The organism is Nocardia brasiliensis (assembly GCF_011801125.1).
GTDB lineage: Bacteria > Actinomycetota > Actinomycetes > Mycobacteriales > Mycobacteriaceae > Nocardia > Nocardia brasiliensis_C.
In genome coordinates, this window is sequence record NZ_CP046171.1 from 6,005,231 (window position 1) to 6,024,300 (window position 19,070).

Here is a 19,070-nt window from a genome sequence, read left to right on the forward strand (position 1 = left end):
CCACCGGGCCCACCGACCTGCGGTTACGGTGCGCCCACCGCATCGAGCGAACTAGGCGCGCAGGTGCCGACAGTCGGTTGAGCGCGGCCGGGTCCGCGCCGAGTGAAAGGCCAAGCAGCATGACGTCATCGGCGGGATCGAACGCACGCGCCCACATCGGGGTCACCGGCCTCGCGGTGATGGGAAGCAATATCGCGCGCAACTTCGCCCGTCACGGACACACCGTGGCACTGCACAACCGCAGCATCGCCAAGACCGACGCGTTGCTCGCGGCGCACGGTGCCGAGGGCGATTTCGTGCGCACCGAGACGATCGAGGAGTTCGTCGGCGCGCTGCAGCGGCCGCGCCGCGTGCTGATCATGGTCAAGGCAGGCGCACCCACCGACGCGGTGATCGAGGAGCTCGCCGCCGCGATGGACGAGGGCGACATCATCATCGACGGCGGCAACGCGCTGTTCACCGACACCATCCGCCGGGAGAAGGCGCTGCGTGAGCGCGGCCTGCACTTCGTCGGCGCCGGCATCTCCGGCGGCGAAGAGGGCGCGCTGAACGGCCCCGCCATCATGCCGGGCGGGCCGAAGGAGTCCTACGAAACGCTCGGTCCGCTGCTGGAGTCGATCGCCGCCCAGGTGGACGGGACGCCCTGCTGCACCCACATCGGGCCGGACGGCTCTGGTCACTTCGTGAAGATGGTGCACAACGGCATCGAGTACGCCGACATGCAGCTCATCGGCGAGGCCTACCACCTGCTGCGCGACGCGCTCGGCTTGGGCGCCGAGCAGATCGCCGACGTCTTCACCGGCTGGAACCAGGGCGAGCTGGAAAGCTACCTGGTCGAGATCACCGCCGAGGTGCTGAACCAGACCGACGCCAAGACCGGCACCCCGCTCGTCGACGTCATCCTCGACGCCGCCGAGCAGAAGGGCACCGGCCGCTGGACCGTCAAGGCGGCGCTGGATCTCGGGGTGCCGGTGACCGGCATCGCCGAGGCGGTCTTCGCGCGCGCCCTCTCCGGCGCCGCCGCACAGCGCGCGGCCGCGGGTGGTCTCGCCGCCGGGCAGCTGGCCGCCAAGCCCACCGACGTCGAGCAGTTCACCGCCGACATCGAAAGCGCGCTCTACGCCTCCAAAGTGGTGGCCTACGCCCAGGGCTTCGACCAGATCGCCGCCGCCAGTGTCGAATACGACTGGAACCTGAAGCCGGGCGATCTCGCGACCATCTGGCGCGGCGGCTGCATCATCCGCGCCCGCTTCCTCAACCGCATCAAGGACGCCTACGACACCAACCCCCAGCTGCCCAGCCTGATCCTCGATCCGTTCTTCCAGTCGGCCATCGAGAACGCCATCGACAGCTGGCGGCGGGTGGTGGCCACCGCGGTGCGGCTCGGCATCCCCGTGCCCGCCTTCGCCTCCTCGCTCGCCTACTACGACGGCCTGCGCGCCAAGCGTCTGCCCGCCGCGCTCACCCAGGCACAGCGGGACTACTTCGGCGCGCACACCTACGAGCGCATCGACATGCCGGGCAAGTTCCACACCCTGTGGAGCGGCGACCGCAGCGAGGTCGCGGCCGACTGATCCCGCATCCGCACCCCGGCCACGCGGCCGGGGTGCGTTGGCGATGGAAACGAATCTCAAAGGATTTGAACGGCAGGTTCCACATCACGGTGTCCTTGCCGGCGCGGATGCGGTCCTCGCGGCGGGCGCGGCGGCGGTGGCGCAGTTCCGATCCGGGGGTTGGCCGCGGCGGGTATTGGTGACGAAGGCGGTCAACCGCAGCCCGTCGACGTCGGTGAATCGCAGCTGCGCGCCGGGGTGTGGGCGTTCCTTGCGCACGATAGTCGCATCTCGGCGGGCCAGCCGAAAAGATCGACCAGACCGGTGATCTCGGCGAACCAGGCGTCCTCGTGCACGTGCCCGTCGGCGTCGTAGGCCGGGGTCCGCACCTTCTTCGGTACCTTGTCGACTGCTTCGACGAGGGTGTCGGTGAGGGCGAACCCGTGTGAGTACTGCACCGCCCTTTGTGGCAGTAGTCCACGAATTCGTGGCTGCCGCCACCGGGGTCGGTGCGCACCAGCACTTGACGGCCAACGCGCCACGATGGCTGCCACGGCAGCTGGGTGAGTGCTTGGGCGAGAACGGTTTTGTGGTCGGCGGCGGTGTTGGAGCCGGAATGCCGGGGCGCAGCAGGATCGCGGCGGGCTCACCGGTGCCATCGGGTCCGTGGTCGATGAACGCGCACAACGGATGGAACCAAGTCCTTTTTCCAGGTCGGGTGGCGTTCTCCTTCTCGGAATGGGCGTCGAGCAGGGTGGCGTCCAGATCGATGATCAACGGATTCTCGGCGTCGATCCCGTGATCGGGGGTCGTGGGCTCCGGCGGGTTTCCATACCGCAGCCCGCGCCTGGCCGCGAGCTTTGGCTATGGCGGACAACGCTTTCGGCGCATCGGCGGCCCGCGTCGTGATCAGTCGTGACACGGTTGGATCGGAGGCGACCTGACCGAACATCACCGAACATCCCCAGCTGAGTACGCAACAGCGACACATCCGCCGCGCAGTCGGCTCCGGCCGCGACCGCGATCGCCAAATCCAGCACGATCTTGCCCGGATTATGCGACGCCATGGGCTTGCGCCACGGCGCCAACGCTTCCGACAAGCCTTGACCAGGCCGATCTTCTCCGCGGTCCGCACCAACAGCAGCGTCCCGGCCTGCGCCACCAACCCCGACCCCGCTCACGCTGTGATGCCCATCGCCGCCAGCGCGGCCGCGGGTTCCGGCATCGAGACAGTGACCATTCGACCGCTGGTCAAGGTCAAACGCAACGCAGGGCCCCAAGTCGGGGTCAGGAACCAACCGCGTTTACGCGTCCAGTACACACCCAAGCGACTCCAAAACGTGACCGGCACATCGATGATCTCGGCGCGGGCGATGCTCGCTCGGGCAACGGAAACGCGAGGAAAGCCAAAGGCACTTAAAATCACCGTCAGGCCACCGGGCCCCACGCTGACACGCTGGCTGGTCCCGATTATCACCCTCACTAACACGATGATCCAGAGCGCGGTGAAAAGAACCCTCAGTACCGCAGAATGTAACACCGAACTGACGAAGATCGCGGAAACGAAACCTATGACATAGATCCACAACATCGGCCAATTGGTGACGCGGCAGGTGTAGACCATCGCAGCGGGCATCACATCAACTCCTCGATCAAGCCGAGCACCTCGGCCTTGCTGTAACCATTCACGCGCGCGGACTCGATCAACTGGTGAACGGCCTGCTCCACCGGCGCCGAGGTGGGGGCAGTCGCGGTGACCCGAACGCCACGCCCACGTCGGAAATCCACGACCCCCTCCTCCCGCAGCCGCCGATACGCCGCCAGTACCGTATTACGATCGACAGCCAACGCGTGCGCCAATTCCGTTGCGGGCGGGAGCTGTTCGTTGACCACCAACTCCCCGGCGGTGACCGCACGCCGGACGCAAGCCGCGATCTGGTCTTGCAGCGACACCCTGGAAGACTGATCAATACGCCACAACATGGTGCCAATAAGACTAGCACTACTTCCGGAATCTGGCGACGCCAACGGCACGGTGCGAGCACCCCTGATGACGCCGTTATCAAAGACCCTCACACCCAATTCGCGTAGTGCCGTGGGGGTCATGAGCGGGCACTGCCGGTGGCCTATGACGCTCGGCGTCCAGTGATCCTTCGAGTGCCCGCACGCACCGATGCGGAATGAACGGGTCGCGGCATGCGGGCGCACTGCTTGGGGGACGACCTCTTCACCGGACGCCCTAGCACTCTCACTGCAGCTTCAACGCTGGGGCCCTGGAGTCCACAGAGGCCAACCGGGGGGTCTATATATATCCGAGGAACCGTCCTTGTTTTTGCCCAGTACAATCGCGCCAACCTGAATCCCGACTAGTGCAGCGGCTATCCCCGTCGGTATCGCCGCCGCCGGATTGACCGCAGCCAAAAGGCCAAGTACTGACATACTTAACAGCCCCCCGCCCTCCAGTTTGCTAACAATCCCGGACTCCAGGTGCAGATGTTCGAAGATCAAAACTCTCTCATAGTAGCTGCCGTCGCCGAATTCCCACCGTGACGAACCGATCTCGTCACCTCGCTCGCTGCCAGATGGTTGAGTACCGAATATTTCGCCGATCATCGCTCCGATTTCAGCGACCGCGGACACCACATCCTGTATGGCACGCTCGATATCTTGTTGGGCCGTCGTGCCCGTGAGGTCGAAGGTGTTGATGGGGTCGGCGTTGACGTAGTCATAGCTGTTCGCGGATCCTCCAAGGACTGGGTCTACCTGAAGGAATCGACCAAGGATGGGCAAGTAGGTGCGTGCGCCCATTTCCAGTGCTTGCTGGCTGGCGACGTGCTCGACCGGGACTGTGTTTTGGCCGAGCCACCCGAAGTCCATGCCGCCCTCGGCAGTGGCTGGTTCCGGGATGTCGCCGAAGGCGCCGGTGGCCGGGTCGATGTTTCGACCGTATGGGTCATATAAGCGGATGGCGCCGGTACGGACGGCGGCTCCATCTGTGGTGAACAGGATGTCGCCGTGGATGTTGGGATAGGACCAGTTGGTTGCCTTGTCCTGGCTGTAGTTCTTGGTAAATACCGCCCCACCAGGCAGTTTCAGTACTCGTTGGCGAAGGTTGCTTGAGCTGTCGAGAATGAGATCGGGGCCACCTTCGTCGGAAGTGAAACCGTAACGGGTGACTTGTGCGGGGTTGCTACCGTCTTTGACCGTCCGCGCCACGATGCGGTCGTCGACCCCGCGCGTGTAGGTGACCTTGCGGCCAGCGGCTGTACTGGTGGATACGTGCCGAAGAGTGGAATCGTAACCAAGGGTGTCAGTGCCGACCATGGTTGCGTTGCCATAGCTGTCGTAGGTGAACGACAGGTCAGTGGCGCCTGTGGTGGACAGGAGGCGGTCGGCGTCGTCGTAGCAGTAGTTGGTGGTGACTGCGGGGGCGCCGTTGAAGCTGTCGGTGAAGGAGGTGCGGTTGGTGTTCAATCCCGCCTTCTTGTTCGGCCCACAGCCGTTATCGCCATCGAAACGGAAGGTCAACTGATGGAACGGCACGTTGGCCGCGACCAGGCGTCCCACACCGTCGTAGGTGTAGCTGTAGTCGTACGGTTTGCCGGGATTGGCTGTGTCAGTGACCTTTTCGTCGATGATGCGTTGGTCACGCAATCGGGTGACCGTGCTGGCGAGGGTGGAGCCCGATACCTTCCATGACAGGCCTGTCGTTGAGCCGGCGTCGTTGTGGGTGATCGCGAGGTTGGATCGGTTGCCGTAGACGACCCTGTCCAGGATTCCCGCGTTGTAGCCCGGGGTTGCGACCCGGGCCCCGTCGAGGTCTAGGCCGGTCAGCCGCGACGCGTCGTCCCAGTGGTAGTTCAGGGTGGAGGTAGCCGTCTTGACTGCGGTGGTTTCACTGATCTTGCGACCTGCACCGTCGTAGGTGGTGGTGGTGACCCCGCTTGCGTCGGTGTAGGCCACGGTCTGGCCGAGTAGGTCGATCATGGTGGTGGTCGATCCGCTGTTGTCGCTGACCTTCAGCTTGAGCGGGTTGCCGCCGACAGCATGGTCATATGTGACGGTCCGTGCCGGTTGGTCCCCCATCGCCGGGAACGACTTCTTGACAATGCGTCCGCGGGCGTCATAACTGACGCACGACCAGGGCTCGTTGTTGGTACGAGTGGCAACCATCAAGCCACGAGCGTCGTAGACCGTCTCGATGACATTCGCCGCTCCATCTGAGTTTTTGGCTCCAGTGGCTGTTTTCAGCTGGCCGCCCTGATAGACGGCTGCGGATTTGGCGTCACACGGATTAGCGCGGGATTCGTTGTCGCCGTAGTAGACCGAAGTGCCACGCTTGTCGGGGTTGGCGAGGTCGCCAGCCGGCAGGTTAGCGGCGAGTTCCCGCAGGAACCCCTGACCGGGCTTCTCGAACAACTTGCGGCCCGTCAGGTTGACTCCGCCCGGGTCGCCGGTGGTGGAAACGGCCAGACCGAACACCGGGTCGATCCCGTTTTTCGGGTCTGAAAAGTCGGTCGATATCTTCTTCGAGGGTGCGCGTTCTGAACCGTTATGGCTGATGTTGCTTGTCTCCAACCCGTAACGGGGCTGGAGGTTCTGGCCCGGCACGGTCACTGCGCTACCGGAACCTGGTGGTGTCCAGGTGAAGTCGAGTGCTCCGGTTTTGCCGCCGCGGTTGTAATAGTCGACGCGGATCCGATGCCAGCTGTCGGCGGTCTTGTTCGTGTAGGTGCGCGCGACTGCGGTGCTGCGTTTGTCGGTCCAGCTGTCCACGATCAGCACGTCGTCGATCCACAATCGGGCTCCGTCGACGACGGTGAATCCGAGCTTGTACTCACCGGTCGCGGGGAATTTGACCTCGCCCATGAATCGGCCCGACCAGCCGTCCTTGTTCGCGATCGGCGGGGCCGATCCCCAGTTGCGTTTCAGGGTGCCGTCAGGGCTGCCGACACCGGTGCCCCACTCCTTCGGGACACCCGCGGTGAACGGGTTGTCGTAGAACGCGGACTCCAACCCGACCAGATTCTCGTCATAGCTCTTGCTGACGTGCGGCATGGTTCGAGCGCACTCTGGTTTGGGCAATTGCCCGTTGAAGCAATGCTCGGGGGCCGGACCGTACTCGCTAGACGGGCGATCGGCATGATCGTAGATCACCGTCGAACGCCGACCGGTCGTATCGACCGAGGCTGTCTGCTTGTCTTTGGCGTTCCATTCGGCGCGGACGGTGTCCCCGACGGCGTCGGTCGAGGCGAGCAAGCGTCCGGCATCGTCCCAGGTGACGGTGCGGTCCGGTGGCGAGTTGAGTCCGCCGGTCCCGTCGATGTTGACGATCGATTTCCGGTTGCGTAGGTCGTAGCCGTAGTAGTGGGTGGGCCGCTTTCCCAGGTTGCCGCCATCGGGGGACGGTCCGGTGACAGCGACGGCGCGCAGGCGCTCGGGCACCCCGGGTTCTTCGACGAACTTTTTGTACTGGATTGCCGTGTGTACGAGCGCCTGGGAGGGGAACTGTTGGATCGAAGCCCAGTCGTGGCCCAGGTTGCCGCGGACAAAGCTCAATGGCCCGATACTGGCGAGCAGTTCCTGGCGTTTGATTTCGCTGCTGGTCTCGCGATATTCCTGCTGAACGTCGGCCAGGTTGAGGTAGCTGAAGTCCTGGATGGCCGCGCCCGGGTTCTCGATCCGAGCCAGCACGTTCAGCAGATACCACAACCGTGTTTCGGTGCCATCCCAATAGGTGATGCGGCACAACTGCTGTAAGGGAGCGGAATTGGCGCCCGGCGGTAGCGACGCCCCGCCGTAGCAGGCGTTACTGCCGTCCGTGTTGTAGTACAGCTTGTGCGAGCGGCCCGATACCGGATCGACGATCTCGGTCAGCCGTGACGGGGACCCGTTGTAGCGGTACTGCAACGACGCGGGTCTCTTGCTGTCGAGCACGGTCGAGACTTCGGCGAGGGTGCCGTCGGCATGAAACAGCGACACCACACCGTTCTCCGAAACCGACAGTCGGCCCTTGGTATCGAAGGCCACCACACCATCGCGGCCCGGCGGTGCGCGATAACCACCGGCAGTCTTGGCCCAGCTGTGTTTGCCGCCCGCACCGTCGGTGAGCACCACCGCACCATCGAGCATCGCGGCGTGGCTGTAGGCACTGGCCGGCATCGCCAACGTCCAGCCCGCAGGCAACGGCGCCGGATCAGCGGGATACAGCCACTGTGACGGCACGATCCGCGGCACCAGATTATGTATGCGCAGACTCGGCGCGCCCTGAGTGCTCTTGACCCACAACACCATCGCCGGTGGGTCAGCGGAATGGTGATACAGCTCGACCTTGATCGGCACCCGCTGACCAGCGGCCAACGTCACCTCGTCGTCACGTTTCGGACCAGCCTCGGTAAATTTGTCATGGAAGATGCCCCCGGCCTCAGGGTTGTTGTAGACCAGTCGATCGCCGACCCAGATCTTCGCTCCAGGGGTGTGCGCTCCGGCGAAGCGATAGTCGCCGGCGACCGGGGCCTGGAAGTAGCCCTCCCACCGGATCACGTACCAGTCATCGACCAGCCCGGGCGGCAGCGGGTCCCGGTTGGTCTCGTCATTCCACTTGTTGCCCCAATGCAGATCCACCTGAGATTCGGTGCGCACCAGCACCGGAACGTCACCGGGGACCCCGTTGTGGGCGGGATCGTTGAAATAGGACGCCCGCACACCCCCGGGCGCACTTTGGCGGGAGTTGTAGGCGAACGTCACCCCCGCGTGCCCACCCAACGCCGAGAAAATCGGTCCCGGGGCATCGAAACGGACATTGCCGTTGAACAGGTTCACCGTCACCGGCCCCAGCGAATCGGTCGGGGTCGGACCCGGATCACCCGTGCGCTGATCGATGGTGAAATGACCGACCCAATCCGCCGGTGTCGGTATCTGCGCATCCTTGGCTACGGTCTCGACGGTCCAGGTGTACCGGCCGCCGTTCGCCACCACATTTCGAGGCACCGTCCACTGCGGATCCGGCAGACACCCCGACTGCGCCACACTGCCCGTACGGCCGTCGAAACCGGTCGAGACCTTGAAGCAATACTTCGTGCCCTCCGCAGCACCGGTCACGGCGACCTTCAACATGGGTGTCTCGGAAGCCAGAATGGCGTCATCGGCGGGAGCGACCAGCACCGTCTTCGGGCCCTCCTGTGCCCGCTGCCTCGGACCCACACCAGGACTGTCGACCGTCCCAGCGCGCGCCAACGGCACGAAATCGGCATCGAGCAGAGGGGTATCCGGCTCGAGCTCGAGCTTCGAGGACGGGCTGTCCCCCGAGGCCAACAACGGCACAGCCCGCGGCGTCAACGGAGCCGCCGTACCCGGCGGCGACACCATTATCTGCGCCAACGTCGCGACCAGCAGAACTGACAGCGCCACCGCGCTCGAGCGATACCAATTAGCAGGGAACCAACGCACCGAGGCGTTGCCCTGACGGCGAAGATTCATCACACTCCACAATCCCCGAGCCCATAGACGGGCAGCGTAAATCCGACAGAACAGCAGCAACAGGATCAATCCATTCCAGACGGCATTCGTGATGCCAGAGCTACACGTGCCGCGACTCGCGGCACAGTCGCGGAATTCAGTGCCTTACTTCAAGCTCCCGTTCAGAACTGATTCTCCAATTCACTACCGGGCCAGCATGTTGGAATCGACGTACCGATCAGTCTGCGGCGCACTCGAAATAAACATGCAGTCCATGCCGATTCGACACACCGGGCAGCCACCGACGCAGCAAACAGAAGAGACCGGACGTCAAATAGCCTGATCAGCAGGACATCCCACAGACTCGGCCGTCGTGCCGATCAAGCACGCTCGAAGTGCAGGCGTACAACGTTGCTGCGCAACTGTTTGAAGACCTTTAAGGCGCTATTCATCTATGCACGCTCCCCCGACACGGGATTGACTGATACCGAACGACATTAGGACGAATACCCCGCCCTCCGAATAACGGTACAGTTAGATCAAATGGGGAACCAGCGTCCATGCCGACTGGGGAGCCGGACACAGCAGCCGCGGCGACGTCCGGCGCCCTGGCGCACAGCCACCTACCGTCGGATGCCAAGATAGAACGAACCAGTGTCTCGTGGTTCTGTTTATCTTACAGGGTGATTGGGTGTGGTGTTTACTGTCGGAGTGGAGTTGGCGACGGATCAAGTGGCGGAGTTACGCGGGCTGGTGAAAAACCCGGATATACCTGCGTCGGTGGGTACTCGGGCACGGATCGTGTTGTGACGCGGAGAGAATCGGACGAAGACCGAGATCGCGGCGCTGGCCGGGGTGTCGCGGCCGACGGTCGATGCATGGCTGGCCCGCTACGAAGCGGACAGGATCGCCGGGCTGCTTGACCGCAAGCGCGGGGCTGGGCGTGAGCAGGTGCCCGCCCGGATCCGGGCTCGGATTCTGGCGGCGACGCGGACCAGCCCGCCGGCCGGTTGTCGCAGTGGTCGAGCCGGGAGATGGTGAAGTTCATCGCCCGCACCGAGGGCGTGACGGTGTCGCGGCATTACGTGGCCAAACTCTGGGGCGAGACCGGGCTGAAACCGCATCGCCAGGGCACGTTCAAACTCTGTCGCGACCCGGCCTTCGCCGACAAGGCCGCCGACGCCGTCGAGTTCTACCTGGACCCGCCCGGCGGGGCAGTGGTACTCACTGCATGGACGAGAACCCCAGGTCCAGGCCCTCGACAGGACCCAGCCGGGTGCTGCCGATCTGCTTCGAGATGACCGAGAAACGCACCCACGACAACATGACACTAGGCGGCAAGTCAATGGTCCTGCTGTGATCCCGGACACGCTCCGGCCGGCGAAATTGCCCAGAGCTTGCGCTTTGCCTGCGGGGTCGATCGCCAGCGCATAGCGACAGCGGCCGTCTGGCGTGCCCGACGCGAACTTCCCGGCCGCGACCGGCAGTATGTCGGCCATGCGCGTACTCATCCAGCTTCGCCCATCCGTCGATGTGATTACCGCAGTGGCCGATCGCGCCGTTCCGGTCGCCACGGCCGATGTCGCCGGACACCTGTCCGGCATCACGCTCGACCAGTCCTACGCCCCGGTCGCGGTGCCGAAGCCGGTGCCCGCCGCGGCCGCCATCGAGCGACTTAGCTACTCACTGGACCCGGTGGACGCCACGGTGGTGGTGCGCGGCGAGATCGCCGACGACGACCTCGTCCGGGGCCTTACCGCGTTGACCGAAACCCGCGGCGTCACCGGGGTTTTCGCGGATCCGGTGATCGAAACCAATCTCACCTGCGGCGACACGCCCGCGGTCGGGAACTGGCACGACGTCGAAACCCTGGTGCGCCGTGCCGATTTGGCCGCCGCCGGGTTGGACGGCACGAACGTGGCGCTGGCCATCGTCGACACCGGAATCAACGCCGCCCACGTGCAGCAGGCGCGCGGCGCGGCCGTGCGCATCGACCCGGCGCGCAGCTGGAATCCCGCCGGGGTCAACGGAACCGCGGGCGAGTTCCCGGTGGCGCACGGCAGCATGTGCGCCTTCGACGCACTCATCGCCGCGCCGCAGGCCACCCTGCTCGACCTCCCGGTGCTGCAGAGCACCCGGCAGGGCGGCAGCACAATGGACGGGCTGCTCTCGGACGCACTGGCCGGCTACGCGCACCTGCGCACCGTGCTCACCGATCAGCCCGCGGCCACGCGCGCACTGGTGATCAGCAACAGCTGGGGCTCGTTCGCCCCGAACTGGGACTTCCCGGTCGGGCGGCCGGGCAACTACTCCGACAATCCGTCCCATCCATTCAACGTGATCGTCGGGTCGCTGGAGGCCGCGGGCGCCGATATCGTTTTCGCCGCGGGCAATTGCGGTCGCGACTGCCCCGACGGCCGCTGCGCCTACCGGGAACGCCCGATCGGTGGCGCCAACTCCCATCCCGCGGTGCTGTCCATCGCGGGGGTCGACACCAAGAACCAGCGGGTCGGCTATTCCTCGCAGGGGCCGGGCCGATTGACCGAACGCAAGCCCGACATCTGCTCCTACACCCACTTTCTCGGCTCGAAGGCCTTCGGCGCGACCGAGCCCGACACCGGCACCTCCGCCGCCTGCCCGGTGGCTGCCGGGCTGGTCGCCGCGGTGCGGACCCAGTGGTCGGCGACCGCACTGCCACCGGCTCAACTGCGAACGTTGTTGCAGCGCACCGCGACCGCGCAAGCAGGCGGCTACAACTACGACTACGGTTACGGCATCACCGACACGGCCGCACTGCTCGCGGAACTGAACAAATCGGCCTCCCGCGCGTAACGTGGGGGCATGCCGTTGCTCACGATTCGGCTTCCCGCGAACGCGACCCTGGCGGTGGCGCTGCGCGAGCTGAAGCTCACGGTCGACGACGTCGATACCGCGTACGGCCTCATTCCCGTCGACCCCGCCCAGGGCCTCTACGCCCTGCGGGTGACCGACTCGGCGGCCGCGCGGCTGGACCCCGATCGGGTCCAGATCTTCGCGGATTCCCGGATCGAGGCGATCGACGAGCCGAAACCACCCGTCTGAGAAGCCGATTCGACCGCGCCCCGCTCGGCGGTGCGCGGCTCGAATCGGCCCCGGCCGACCGTCCGATCGATTGATTGCCCAGTGCTTGCTCTCAGATGGCCAGGTGGCCGCTGCCGGTCTGCCCACGTGGCGCCGAACCGCCTATCGGCCAATTCTGTGATCCACCACAATGATTCAGTCCCCCGTCTGGTACGGCGTCCGACAGACCGAACGCGGGTTGTCTCGAAAACACAACATTCCGTGTGGGAACCCGACATCCGTACACACGGGAACCGCCCGGTCTAAGATCCGCCCCATGGGTACGCGAGCGGTGCACTTCGTTGGAAGTTTTCCGGCCGAGAGCACCGATACCGCGATGCGCGCCATGCTCGACACGTCCTGGCCGCTGCTACGCACGCTGCCCACCGGCGAGACCCGACGCTATGAGTTCTACATCAAACCGATAATCGAGGATCTGGTCGCCCAGGGCGTCTTGGCATCGAAGAGGGCGGGTGAGTGGGATACCAGTCGGCAGCGCACCATTTACCGCCCCGCACGCGGCAAACGACTCACCGCCGACCTGATGGATCTGGGCTATCTGCACGAGACCGCGGAGGCACTTCCGGTCTTCCGGGCGTTGTGCGAGCAGCGCGGACTCTCCGGCCTCACCCTGCAGATGGGCATGCCCACCGACTTCACCCTCGCGTTCATCGCGATGGGCGGCACCGGCGTGCTGCGGCATCGGCGGGCGTTCAGCGCGGCCGCGGTGCGCGAGATCGCCGCGATCCAGGAGCTCACCGACGGCGAGGTAGTCATCCAGTTGGAAGCCACCGCGGAACTGGTGCTGATGGCCAAGACCCAGCCGCTGCACCGGGTGGTGAACAGGGCGCTCGGCCTGAGCAAGGGCATCGCCGCGCTGGCCGCGAGCGCGCCCGCGGGTACCCGATTCGGTGTGCACCTGTGCCTCGGCAGCATGAACAACAAGGCAAGGGCCACCCTGCGCGACACTCGACCGCTCGTCTATTTCGCCAATTCCCTTGCCCGGCAGTGGCCTTCGGATCGCCCCCTGGAGTTCATCCACGCGCCGTTCGCGGCTGGGGACACCCCGCCTGCCACCGAACCCGGGTTCTACCGGGCGTTGGCGGGTCTGCGGCTGCACGAGGACACCAATTTCTACGCCGGCCTGGTGCACGACATCCCCACCGAGGCAGCGCAATCGCAGACGTTGCGACAGATCGAGCAGGCGCTGGGCAGGCCGGTCGACGGGGTCGCCACCGCGTGCGGCCTCGGCCGCCGACCACGTTCGTTCGCCGATGAACTGATGGCACGGGCCAGGCGGCTGGCCGAGCGGGACTGACCGTGGTCGGCCGCCCGATTCCGGTGGCCGCATCGAGAATTTCAACGCGATGTCGCGCACAATGACTCCCGGCAGCGCACAGGCAACGGTGCTCGATCGCTACGCTGGTGATCGAGCAGAGACAAGCCACGTCGGGAGGAACCCTTGTCGGGGATGGACCGAGAGCCTGGACTCAACCCCAAAGTGCCGAGTTCCGCGCGCATCTATGACTACATGCTCGGCGGTAAGGACAACTACGAGGTCGACCGCGAGGTCGCCCGCCGCATGCTCGCGATCGCCCCGGACACCAAGGCCCTTGCCTGGTTCATCCGCCAATTCCTGGTCCAGGCAGTCGGATCGGCCGCCAAGGCGGGGGTCAAGCAGTTCATCGACCTCGGCGCCGGCATCCCCACTTCCCCCAACGTGCACGAGGTCGCACGCAAAATCGAGCCGTCGGCCCGAGTCGTCTATATCGATAACGACCCCGTGGTCCGCGCGCACTGCGACGCGTTGCTGGCCAACTCCCCCGGCCTCGCGGTCGTGCAGGCCGACATCCGAAGCCCGCACGAGATCATCGACCGGCTCAAAACCGACTCGCTCATCGACTTCAGCGAACCGGTCGCCGTGCTCATCATCGGCGTGCTGCACTACGTGATGGACGAGGAGAACCCGGGCGGGATCCTCGCCGCGTTCCGCGACGCCATGGCGCCGGGCAGCTACCTGGCCCTCACCCACGGATCCAACGAGACCAACCCGGACTTCATCAGCCAATCCCAGTCCGACACCGACAACACCCCCTCCCAGGTGCGCTACCGCTCGGCCGCGGAGGTCGAGGAACTCATGGCGGGCTTCGAACTGCTCGGGCCCGGCGTCGCACCCGCGCAAGAGTTCCTCGATGCCGAACTGCCCGCGACCCGGCTGGTGATCTACGGCGGCCTCGGCCGCAAGTCAGCCGACTAGCCGCTTACGCCGGGGCGAATCGGATGTCGCCGCAGGCGGCAGTCGAAAACCGACGCGGGCACCCGGGCCCGGCTCGGCGAACACCGTGCCGTGGTGCGCGGTGACGATGTTGTCGACAATCGCCAGACCCAGACCGGACCCCGGGATACCCTGCGTATTCGCGGCACGGTAGAAGCGACCGAAGACCGCGGTGGTGTCGGCGGCCGCAATTCCGGGACCATGGTCACGCACCGCCAGTTCCGTGCCGTCGACGTGCACCTCGATCGGCGTATCCGCCGGGCTGAATTTGATCGCGTTACCGAGCAGATTGTCGATACACCGCTCGAGCGCGCGCAACCGGCCGCGCACCGGCAGTGGCTGCCGCACGGTGATCGTGATGGTGCGCCCGCTACGGTGCCGGAAACGCTGTGCACAGTCCTCGGCCAGGGTCGCCAGATCCAGTGCCGTGACGTCCTCGTCCGTGCGCTGGTCGGTAGCCAGCTCGACCAGTTCGGCGACGAGCCCGTCCAGCGCGACCGATTCCTGCACCAGGGTGTGCAGCACCTTGGCCTCGTCCTCGGGCGCCAGCCTGCCCTTGGCACGGTGCAGGAGCTCGGCGCTGCCACGAATGGAGGTCAGCGGAGTCCGCAGCTCGTGACTGGCGTCCTGGACGAGCCGGTGCTGCTGCGCGCGGGAGCGGCGCAGCGCGACCAGCATGGTCGCGAAACTGCCGGTGAGCCTGCCGATTTCGTCACGGCCGGTGGGCGGAAGTGGCACCGAGAGATCCTGGGTGGAGCTGATGTGCTCGGTCGCGGCGAGCAACCGCCGCACCGGTCGCAGGATACGCCCGATCGCCAGCCAGCTGAGCAGCGCCGACACCGCCACCGCGAGCGCGGTGATACCGCCGGTGCGCCAGAGGAACTCCTTGTCGACCTGATCGGGCTTCTCATACCGCTGGGCCACCATCACCGCGCCGCCGCCCGGCCGGGGCTTGGTCAGGATGCCGTACGGCTTGCCGTTCAGGTCGATGTTGTATTCGGCTGTGCCGCTGCCGGTTCGGGCGACCACACGGTCGGCCTCGGCGACCGGCAGCACCATCCGGCCCGCCGCGATCGGTTCGGCGGTGCCGTCGGCGCGCACGAGTTGTTCGGTGGTGTCGGGCCGTTGCGGCAACACCGCGGGCAGCACCGCGATGACCGCGTCGGCCCGATCGTTGAGGCTGTGGTCGAACTGCGTGCTGATCAGGCTCACCACCCCGCGATAGGACAGCGTGAGCGTGACGAGGATGGCGGCTACCACCGCGACCACGACGACCAGGGTGAGCCGCGCCCGCAACATCACGCGGGCCGCACGGAGTAGCCGACATTGCGGACCGTGTGGATCAGCCGGGGTTCGCCCGCCTCCTCGGTCTTACGCCGCAGATACCCGATGTAGACATCGAGCGAGCGGGAGTCGGTGTCGAAGTCGAAACCCCAGATGTGCTCGTAGATCCGGCTGCGGCTCAACACGATTCGCGCGTTGCGCAGCAGCAGTTCCAGCACGTCGAACTCGGTCTTGGTGAGCTCGATCGCCCGCGCGCCGCGGTGCACCTGCCTGGTCGCGGTGTCGAGCGTCAGGTCATCGACCGTGAGCACGGTGCCGTCGTCCTCGCCGAAGGTGCTGCGGCGCAGCAGGGCACGTAACCGGGCGAGCAGTTCGTCGGTGGCGAACGGTTTGGGCAGGTAGTCGTCGGCGCCCGCGTCGAGCCCGGCCACCCGGTCGCCGATCTGGTGTCGGGCGGTGAGCACCAGTATCGGCAGCCGGTCGCCCTGCCTGCGCAGCAACCGGCACAGCGACAGTCCGTCCAGGCGCGGCATCACGACGTCGACCACGGCCAGGTCCGGCCGCTGTCGCGCCAGCAGGTCGAGGGCCTCCTGCCCGTCGGCGGCCAGCAGCACCTGATAGCCCTCGAAGCGCAGCAGTTGGTCCAGCGTGCTGCGCACATGCGGATCGTCCTCGACGACGAGGACCGACGCGGCGGGCACAGACGAGCTCGTGGAGTTCACCCGGTCATTGTTGCTGGTGAGTAGCGATGCCGCCGGGGTCAGGCCGCCCATTTCGTGACTACGGTCACCCCATAGCGACCCGGGCTCGCGATTCTTACCTGTTTCTTTCGCGGCCCTCGCAATCCACTGACATCGGCCGCACAGGATCTTCCCCATACCGCAGCCGAATGCGGGAAGTGTTTTCGACAAAGGGGTTTCGACGATGCGCAAGAGTATGCGGGTAGTCGCGGGTGCGCTGGCGGCGCTCGCCGCGGCGACCATGATCACGGCGTGCGCCGACGGCGCGACGCCGCCGGGACCGGACTGGTGCCCGAGCGTGCCGGGCCATCGGGTCGAGTGCGGGGTGCAGTCCCGGCCGCTGATCGCCGATCAGCCCGAATCAGGCACCGTCGCAGTGAGTTACGCGCTCATTCGGCGCAGCAAGCTGGACGCGCCCGCGCTGGGCACCATCGCCCCGAATCCCGGTGGGCCCGGCGTGCCGCTGATCGCCCACGCCGAGCAGGCGGTCCAGCTGTCCGCGCGCATGCTGGAGGACCACGACCTGCTGCTGGTCGATCCACGCGGCACCGGGCTGTCCAGCCCGTTGGACTGCGGCGCGGACGAGATCGACTACCAACTCGGCACCCGCGACCAGCAGCAGCGCATGGTGGCCCGCTGTGCCGAGCAGCTGGGCCCGCGCGCCGCGGGCTATACCTCGGCGGCCACCGCGGACGACTTCGACGCGGTGCGTGCCCGGCTCGGCATCCCGAAGCTGGTGCTCTACGGCATCTCCTACGGCACCTATCTGATGCCCATCTATGCCGAACGCCACCCCGACACCGTGCAGTCCATGGTGTTGACCGGCGCGTATCCGCCCGACTCCGACCCGCTGTCGCGCCCCAACGCCGAGGCCTTGTCGCTTGCCCTGCAACGGATCTGCGAACGTAGCCGGGCCTGTGACGGCGCGACCGCGGTCGCCGATCTCGCCGCGGTGTCCCAGCGCCTCGCCGTCGCCCCCGTGGCGATGAACGGCCCACGGCCATGGCAGCTCGACGAGAACAAGCTGGCCACACTGGCTTTCGAGACGGCGACCAGCAATGTCGGGGCGAATCCCGCCGAGCTGACCGCGCTCGGCATGCTGCCCGCCGCCCTGCACGCGGCCGTGCGAGGTGACGATATGCCGTTGCGGGACTTCGCCGCTCGCGCCGGCGGTGAACCGGCCACGGAGAAGATCGACCTCTATCTCACCGTCGCCTGCAACGACTACCCCACGCTCTGGTCGCGCCAGGCGCCGGTGCCCGAGCGGGCACAGCAGTACCGGCAGGTCGTCGAAACAGCGGGCGATACCGGCGCATTCAGCGCGGCAGGCTTCAACGGGGGCATCCGCGACGGCGGCGACGCCTGCCTGCGCTGGCCAGCGTTCACCGAGGCACACGCCGCGCCCGCCCGCGGCGCGCTCCCCGATGTGCCGGTGCTGGTGCTCTCCGGTGATCTCGACGCCATCACCCCGGACGCGAATGGACAGCGGGTGGCCGCCATGTTCCCGCGCGCCACGTTCCTATCCGTCCCCAACACCGGCCACATCCCCGACCTGGAGCCCAGCGGCTGTGTCGTCGGCATCGTCGACCATTTCGTCCGCACCGGCACGCCCGGCTCCACCGACTGCGTGGCCGCCGTGCCGCCGATCCAGGTCACCCCGGTACCGCGCTGAGCCAGCCGGTCACCCGCGCGGTGGGCGAGGTGTGCGCCTCGCCCACCGCGCGGCACTGTCTCGTGAGTCCACCCGGATGCACCGAATGGGCGCTATGGGACAGGGCTTAGTCCGGCAGCGTGCCGAGCAGCTGCTCGAAGGTGTCCGAGGCGAGTAACGACAGGCTGGTCTCGGTACGCCGGGTAGTGATCGCGAGCGACAGATGCCCCTCGTACCAGCGATAGATCGAGGGGCTGACCGGCCAGGGTTGCTCCGCGTAGCCGTTGACGGCGAGCTGGGCCAGAACCGCACCGGCCCGCAGCACCTCGCGATCGTTGATCGGGTAGGCGTACATGTGTTGTCTGGCGGGCAGGATCACCAGCGCGCCCGCCGCTCCGGTCACCGGGTAGTCGCCCAGCCAGCGGACGTGCGCGGTGGCGTACTCGGAGCCCGACAGCAGCGACAGCGGCAGCCCCTCGGCCAGCGGGTCGTCGAATTCGTGCACCGTGTGCTCGAGCGGACCGTCGGCGCGGACGTTGGCTTCGGCGAGCGCGAACAGGTCGTACTCGCCGATCTGCCATTCTCGGCGCATCTCGTGGGTGACCTGGGTGACGGTGTGCGCGCGGTCGAGGACGACCCGTTGCACCAGACCGGGCGCGACCATGCGGCGCACCGCGTCCTCGGCGCGCATGGCGCTGGGGTACAACCTGGTTCGGATCGAGTGGCGCACCGCGGCGAAGCTGTCGACGCCGTCCTGCGCGTCCAGTCCCAGGGTGGCGATGCCGGTGGCGAGATGGTCGGCGGCCAGCGCGAACCAGTTCGCTTGCGGCGCACCGGCGGCCACGCGACGCAGGTTGGCAAGCGAGGTCTCGAACCGTCCGCGCCCGCCGTGCAACACGATGTGATCGGCGGACACGATCTGGCAGGAAAACCCGTGCCGCCGCGCCGCTTCGACGAAAGCCTCCGACAGGAGATCGCGTTCCGACATGAACAGCCCCCTCCTCCAGCAC

General features: G+C 66.4%; 12 protein-coding genes and 2 pseudogenes. 7 read left to right on the forward strand and 7 right to left on the reverse strand.

Going from position 1 to position 19,070, the window contains the following annotated elements:
• Nucleotides 1–119 precede the first annotated feature (119 nt).
• Nucleotides 120–1,574 (forward strand): NADP-dependent phosphogluconate dehydrogenase, encoded by a 1,455-nt coding sequence (gene gndA, locus F5X71_RS27195; RefSeq protein ID WP_167464568.1) that lies wholly within the window; start codon nt 120–122, stop codon nt 1,572–1,574.
• A 55-nt stretch (nt 1,575–1,629) separates the two neighbouring features.
• Here the strand turns inward: gndA and F5X71_RS37195 are convergent.
• The 4 genes and pseudogenes from F5X71_RS37195 to F5X71_RS27215 form a co-directional block, all read right to left on the reverse strand.
• Nucleotides 1,630–2,718: pseudogene (locus tag F5X71_RS37195) on the reverse strand (IS1380 family transposase); the annotation flags it as partial.
• 12 nt (nt 2,719–2,730) lie between these two features.
• Entirely contained in the window at nt 2,731–3,189 is a 459-nt protein-coding gene (locus F5X71_RS27205) for a hypothetical protein (protein ID WP_167464570.1), read from the reverse strand.
• A complete protein-coding gene (locus F5X71_RS27210; RefSeq protein WP_203218217.1) occupies nt 3,189–3,506 on the reverse strand; it encodes a GntR family transcriptional regulator in 318 nt (105 codons plus the stop codon). Before F5X71_RS27210 ends, F5X71_RS27205 begins: the two co-directional genes overlap by 1 nt.
• Nucleotides 3,507–3,812: 306 nt before the next feature.
• Entirely contained in the window at nt 3,813–9,032 is a 5,220-nt protein-coding gene (locus F5X71_RS27215; protein ID WP_167464571.1) for a PA14 domain-containing protein, read from the reverse strand.
• Nucleotides 9,033–9,842: 810 nt separating this feature from the next.
• Here F5X71_RS27215 and F5X71_RS37815 point away from each other — a divergent pair.
• From F5X71_RS37815 to F5X71_RS27240, 5 genes and pseudogenes are all read left to right on the forward strand, one after another.
• Nucleotides 9,843–10,052 (forward strand): annotated as a pseudogene (locus F5X71_RS37815) (helix-turn-helix domain-containing protein); the annotation flags it as partial.
• Between the two features lie 456 nt (nt 10,053–10,508).
• On the forward strand, nt 10,509–11,843 hold the full coding sequence (locus F5X71_RS27225; RefSeq protein ID WP_167464572.1) for a S8 family serine peptidase: 1,335 nt from the start codon (nt 10,509–10,511) through the stop codon (nt 11,841–11,843).
• A 9-nt stretch (nt 11,844–11,852) separates the two neighbouring features.
• Nucleotides 11,853–12,092, forward strand: a complete 240-nt coding sequence (locus F5X71_RS27230) for a hypothetical protein (RefSeq protein ID WP_167460075.1) — start codon at nt 11,853–11,855, stop codon at nt 12,090–12,092.
• A gap of 295 nt (nt 12,093–12,387) precedes the next feature.
• On the forward strand, nt 12,388–13,428 hold the full coding sequence (locus F5X71_RS27235; protein ID WP_167464573.1) for a hypothetical protein: 1,041 nt from the start codon (nt 12,388–12,390) through the stop codon (nt 13,426–13,428).
• Between the two features lie 153 nt (nt 13,429–13,581).
• On the forward strand, nt 13,582–14,367 hold the full coding sequence (locus tag F5X71_RS27240; RefSeq protein ID WP_167464574.1) for an SAM-dependent methyltransferase: 786 nt from the start codon (nt 13,582–13,584) through the stop codon (nt 14,365–14,367).
• Here F5X71_RS27240 and F5X71_RS27245 read toward each other — a convergent pair.
• Together F5X71_RS27245 and F5X71_RS27250 are read right to left on the reverse strand one after the other, a co-directional pair.
• Complete coding sequence (locus F5X71_RS27245) at nt 14,356–15,684, reverse strand: HAMP domain-containing sensor histidine kinase (RefSeq protein ID WP_238816044.1); 1,329 nt, start codon at nt 15,682–15,684, stop codon at nt 14,356–14,358. The genes F5X71_RS27240 and F5X71_RS27245 overlap by 12 nt on opposite strands.
• Nucleotides 15,684–16,442: a response regulator transcription factor gene (locus tag F5X71_RS27250; RefSeq protein WP_238815498.1), complete on the reverse strand. Its 759-nt coding sequence runs from the start codon at nt 16,440–16,442 to the stop codon at nt 15,684–15,686. Before F5X71_RS27250 ends, F5X71_RS27245 begins: the two co-directional genes overlap by 1 nt.
• A 151-nt stretch (nt 16,443–16,593) precedes the next feature.
• Here F5X71_RS27250 and F5X71_RS27255 point away from each other — a divergent pair, with 151 nt between their 5' ends.
• On the forward strand, nt 16,594–18,081 hold the full coding sequence (locus F5X71_RS27255; protein ID WP_167464576.1) for an alpha/beta fold hydrolase: 1,488 nt from the start codon (nt 16,594–16,596) through the stop codon (nt 18,079–18,081).
• A 106-nt stretch (nt 18,082–18,187) separates the two neighbouring features.
• Here the strand turns inward: F5X71_RS27255 and F5X71_RS27260 are convergent, their stop codons facing one another.
• Nucleotides 18,188–19,048, reverse strand: coding sequence for a hypothetical protein (locus F5X71_RS27260; RefSeq protein ID WP_167464577.1), 861 nt, complete (start codon nt 19,046–19,048; stop codon nt 18,188–18,190).
• Between the last annotated feature and the right edge of the window lie 22 nt (nt 19,049–19,070).

Coding starts and splice junctions, on each gene's coding strand:
- gndA (WP_167464568.1), top strand. CDS start 120: ATGACGTCATCGGCGGGATCGAACGCACGCGCCCACATCGGGGTCACC.
- F5X71_RS27205 (WP_167464570.1), bottom strand. CDS start 3,189: ATGCCCGCTGCGATGGTCTACACCTGCCGCGTCACCAATTGGCCGATG.
- F5X71_RS27215 (WP_167464571.1), bottom strand. CDS start 9,032: ATGAATCTTCGCCGTCAGGGCAACGCCTCGGTGCGTTGGTTCCCTGCT.
- F5X71_RS27225 (WP_167464572.1), top strand. CDS start 10,509: ATGCGCGTACTCATCCAGCTTCGCCCATCCGTCGATGTGATTACCGCA.
- F5X71_RS27230 (WP_167460075.1), top strand. CDS start 11,853: ATGCCGTTGCTCACGATTCGGCTTCCCGCGAACGCGACCCTGGCGGTG.
- F5X71_RS27235 (WP_167464573.1), top strand. CDS start 12,388: ATGGGTACGCGAGCGGTGCACTTCGTTGGAAGTTTTCCGGCCGAGAGC.
- F5X71_RS27240 (WP_167464574.1), top strand. CDS start 13,582: ATGGACCGAGAGCCTGGACTCAACCCCAAAGTGCCGAGTTCCGCGCGC.
- F5X71_RS27245 (WP_238816044.1), bottom strand. CDS start 15,684: ATGTTGCGGGCGCGGCTCACCCTGGTCGTCGTGGTCGCGGTGGTAGCC.
- F5X71_RS27250 (WP_238815498.1), bottom strand. CDS start 16,442: ATGGGCGGCCTGACCCCGGCGGCATCGCTACTCACCAGCAACAATGAC.
- F5X71_RS27255 (WP_167464576.1), top strand. CDS start 16,594: ATGCGCAAGAGTATGCGGGTAGTCGCGGGTGCGCTGGCGGCGCTCGCC.
- F5X71_RS27260 (WP_167464577.1), bottom strand. CDS start 19,048: ATGTCGGAACGCGATCTCCTGTCGGAGGCTTTCGTCGAAGCGGCGCGG.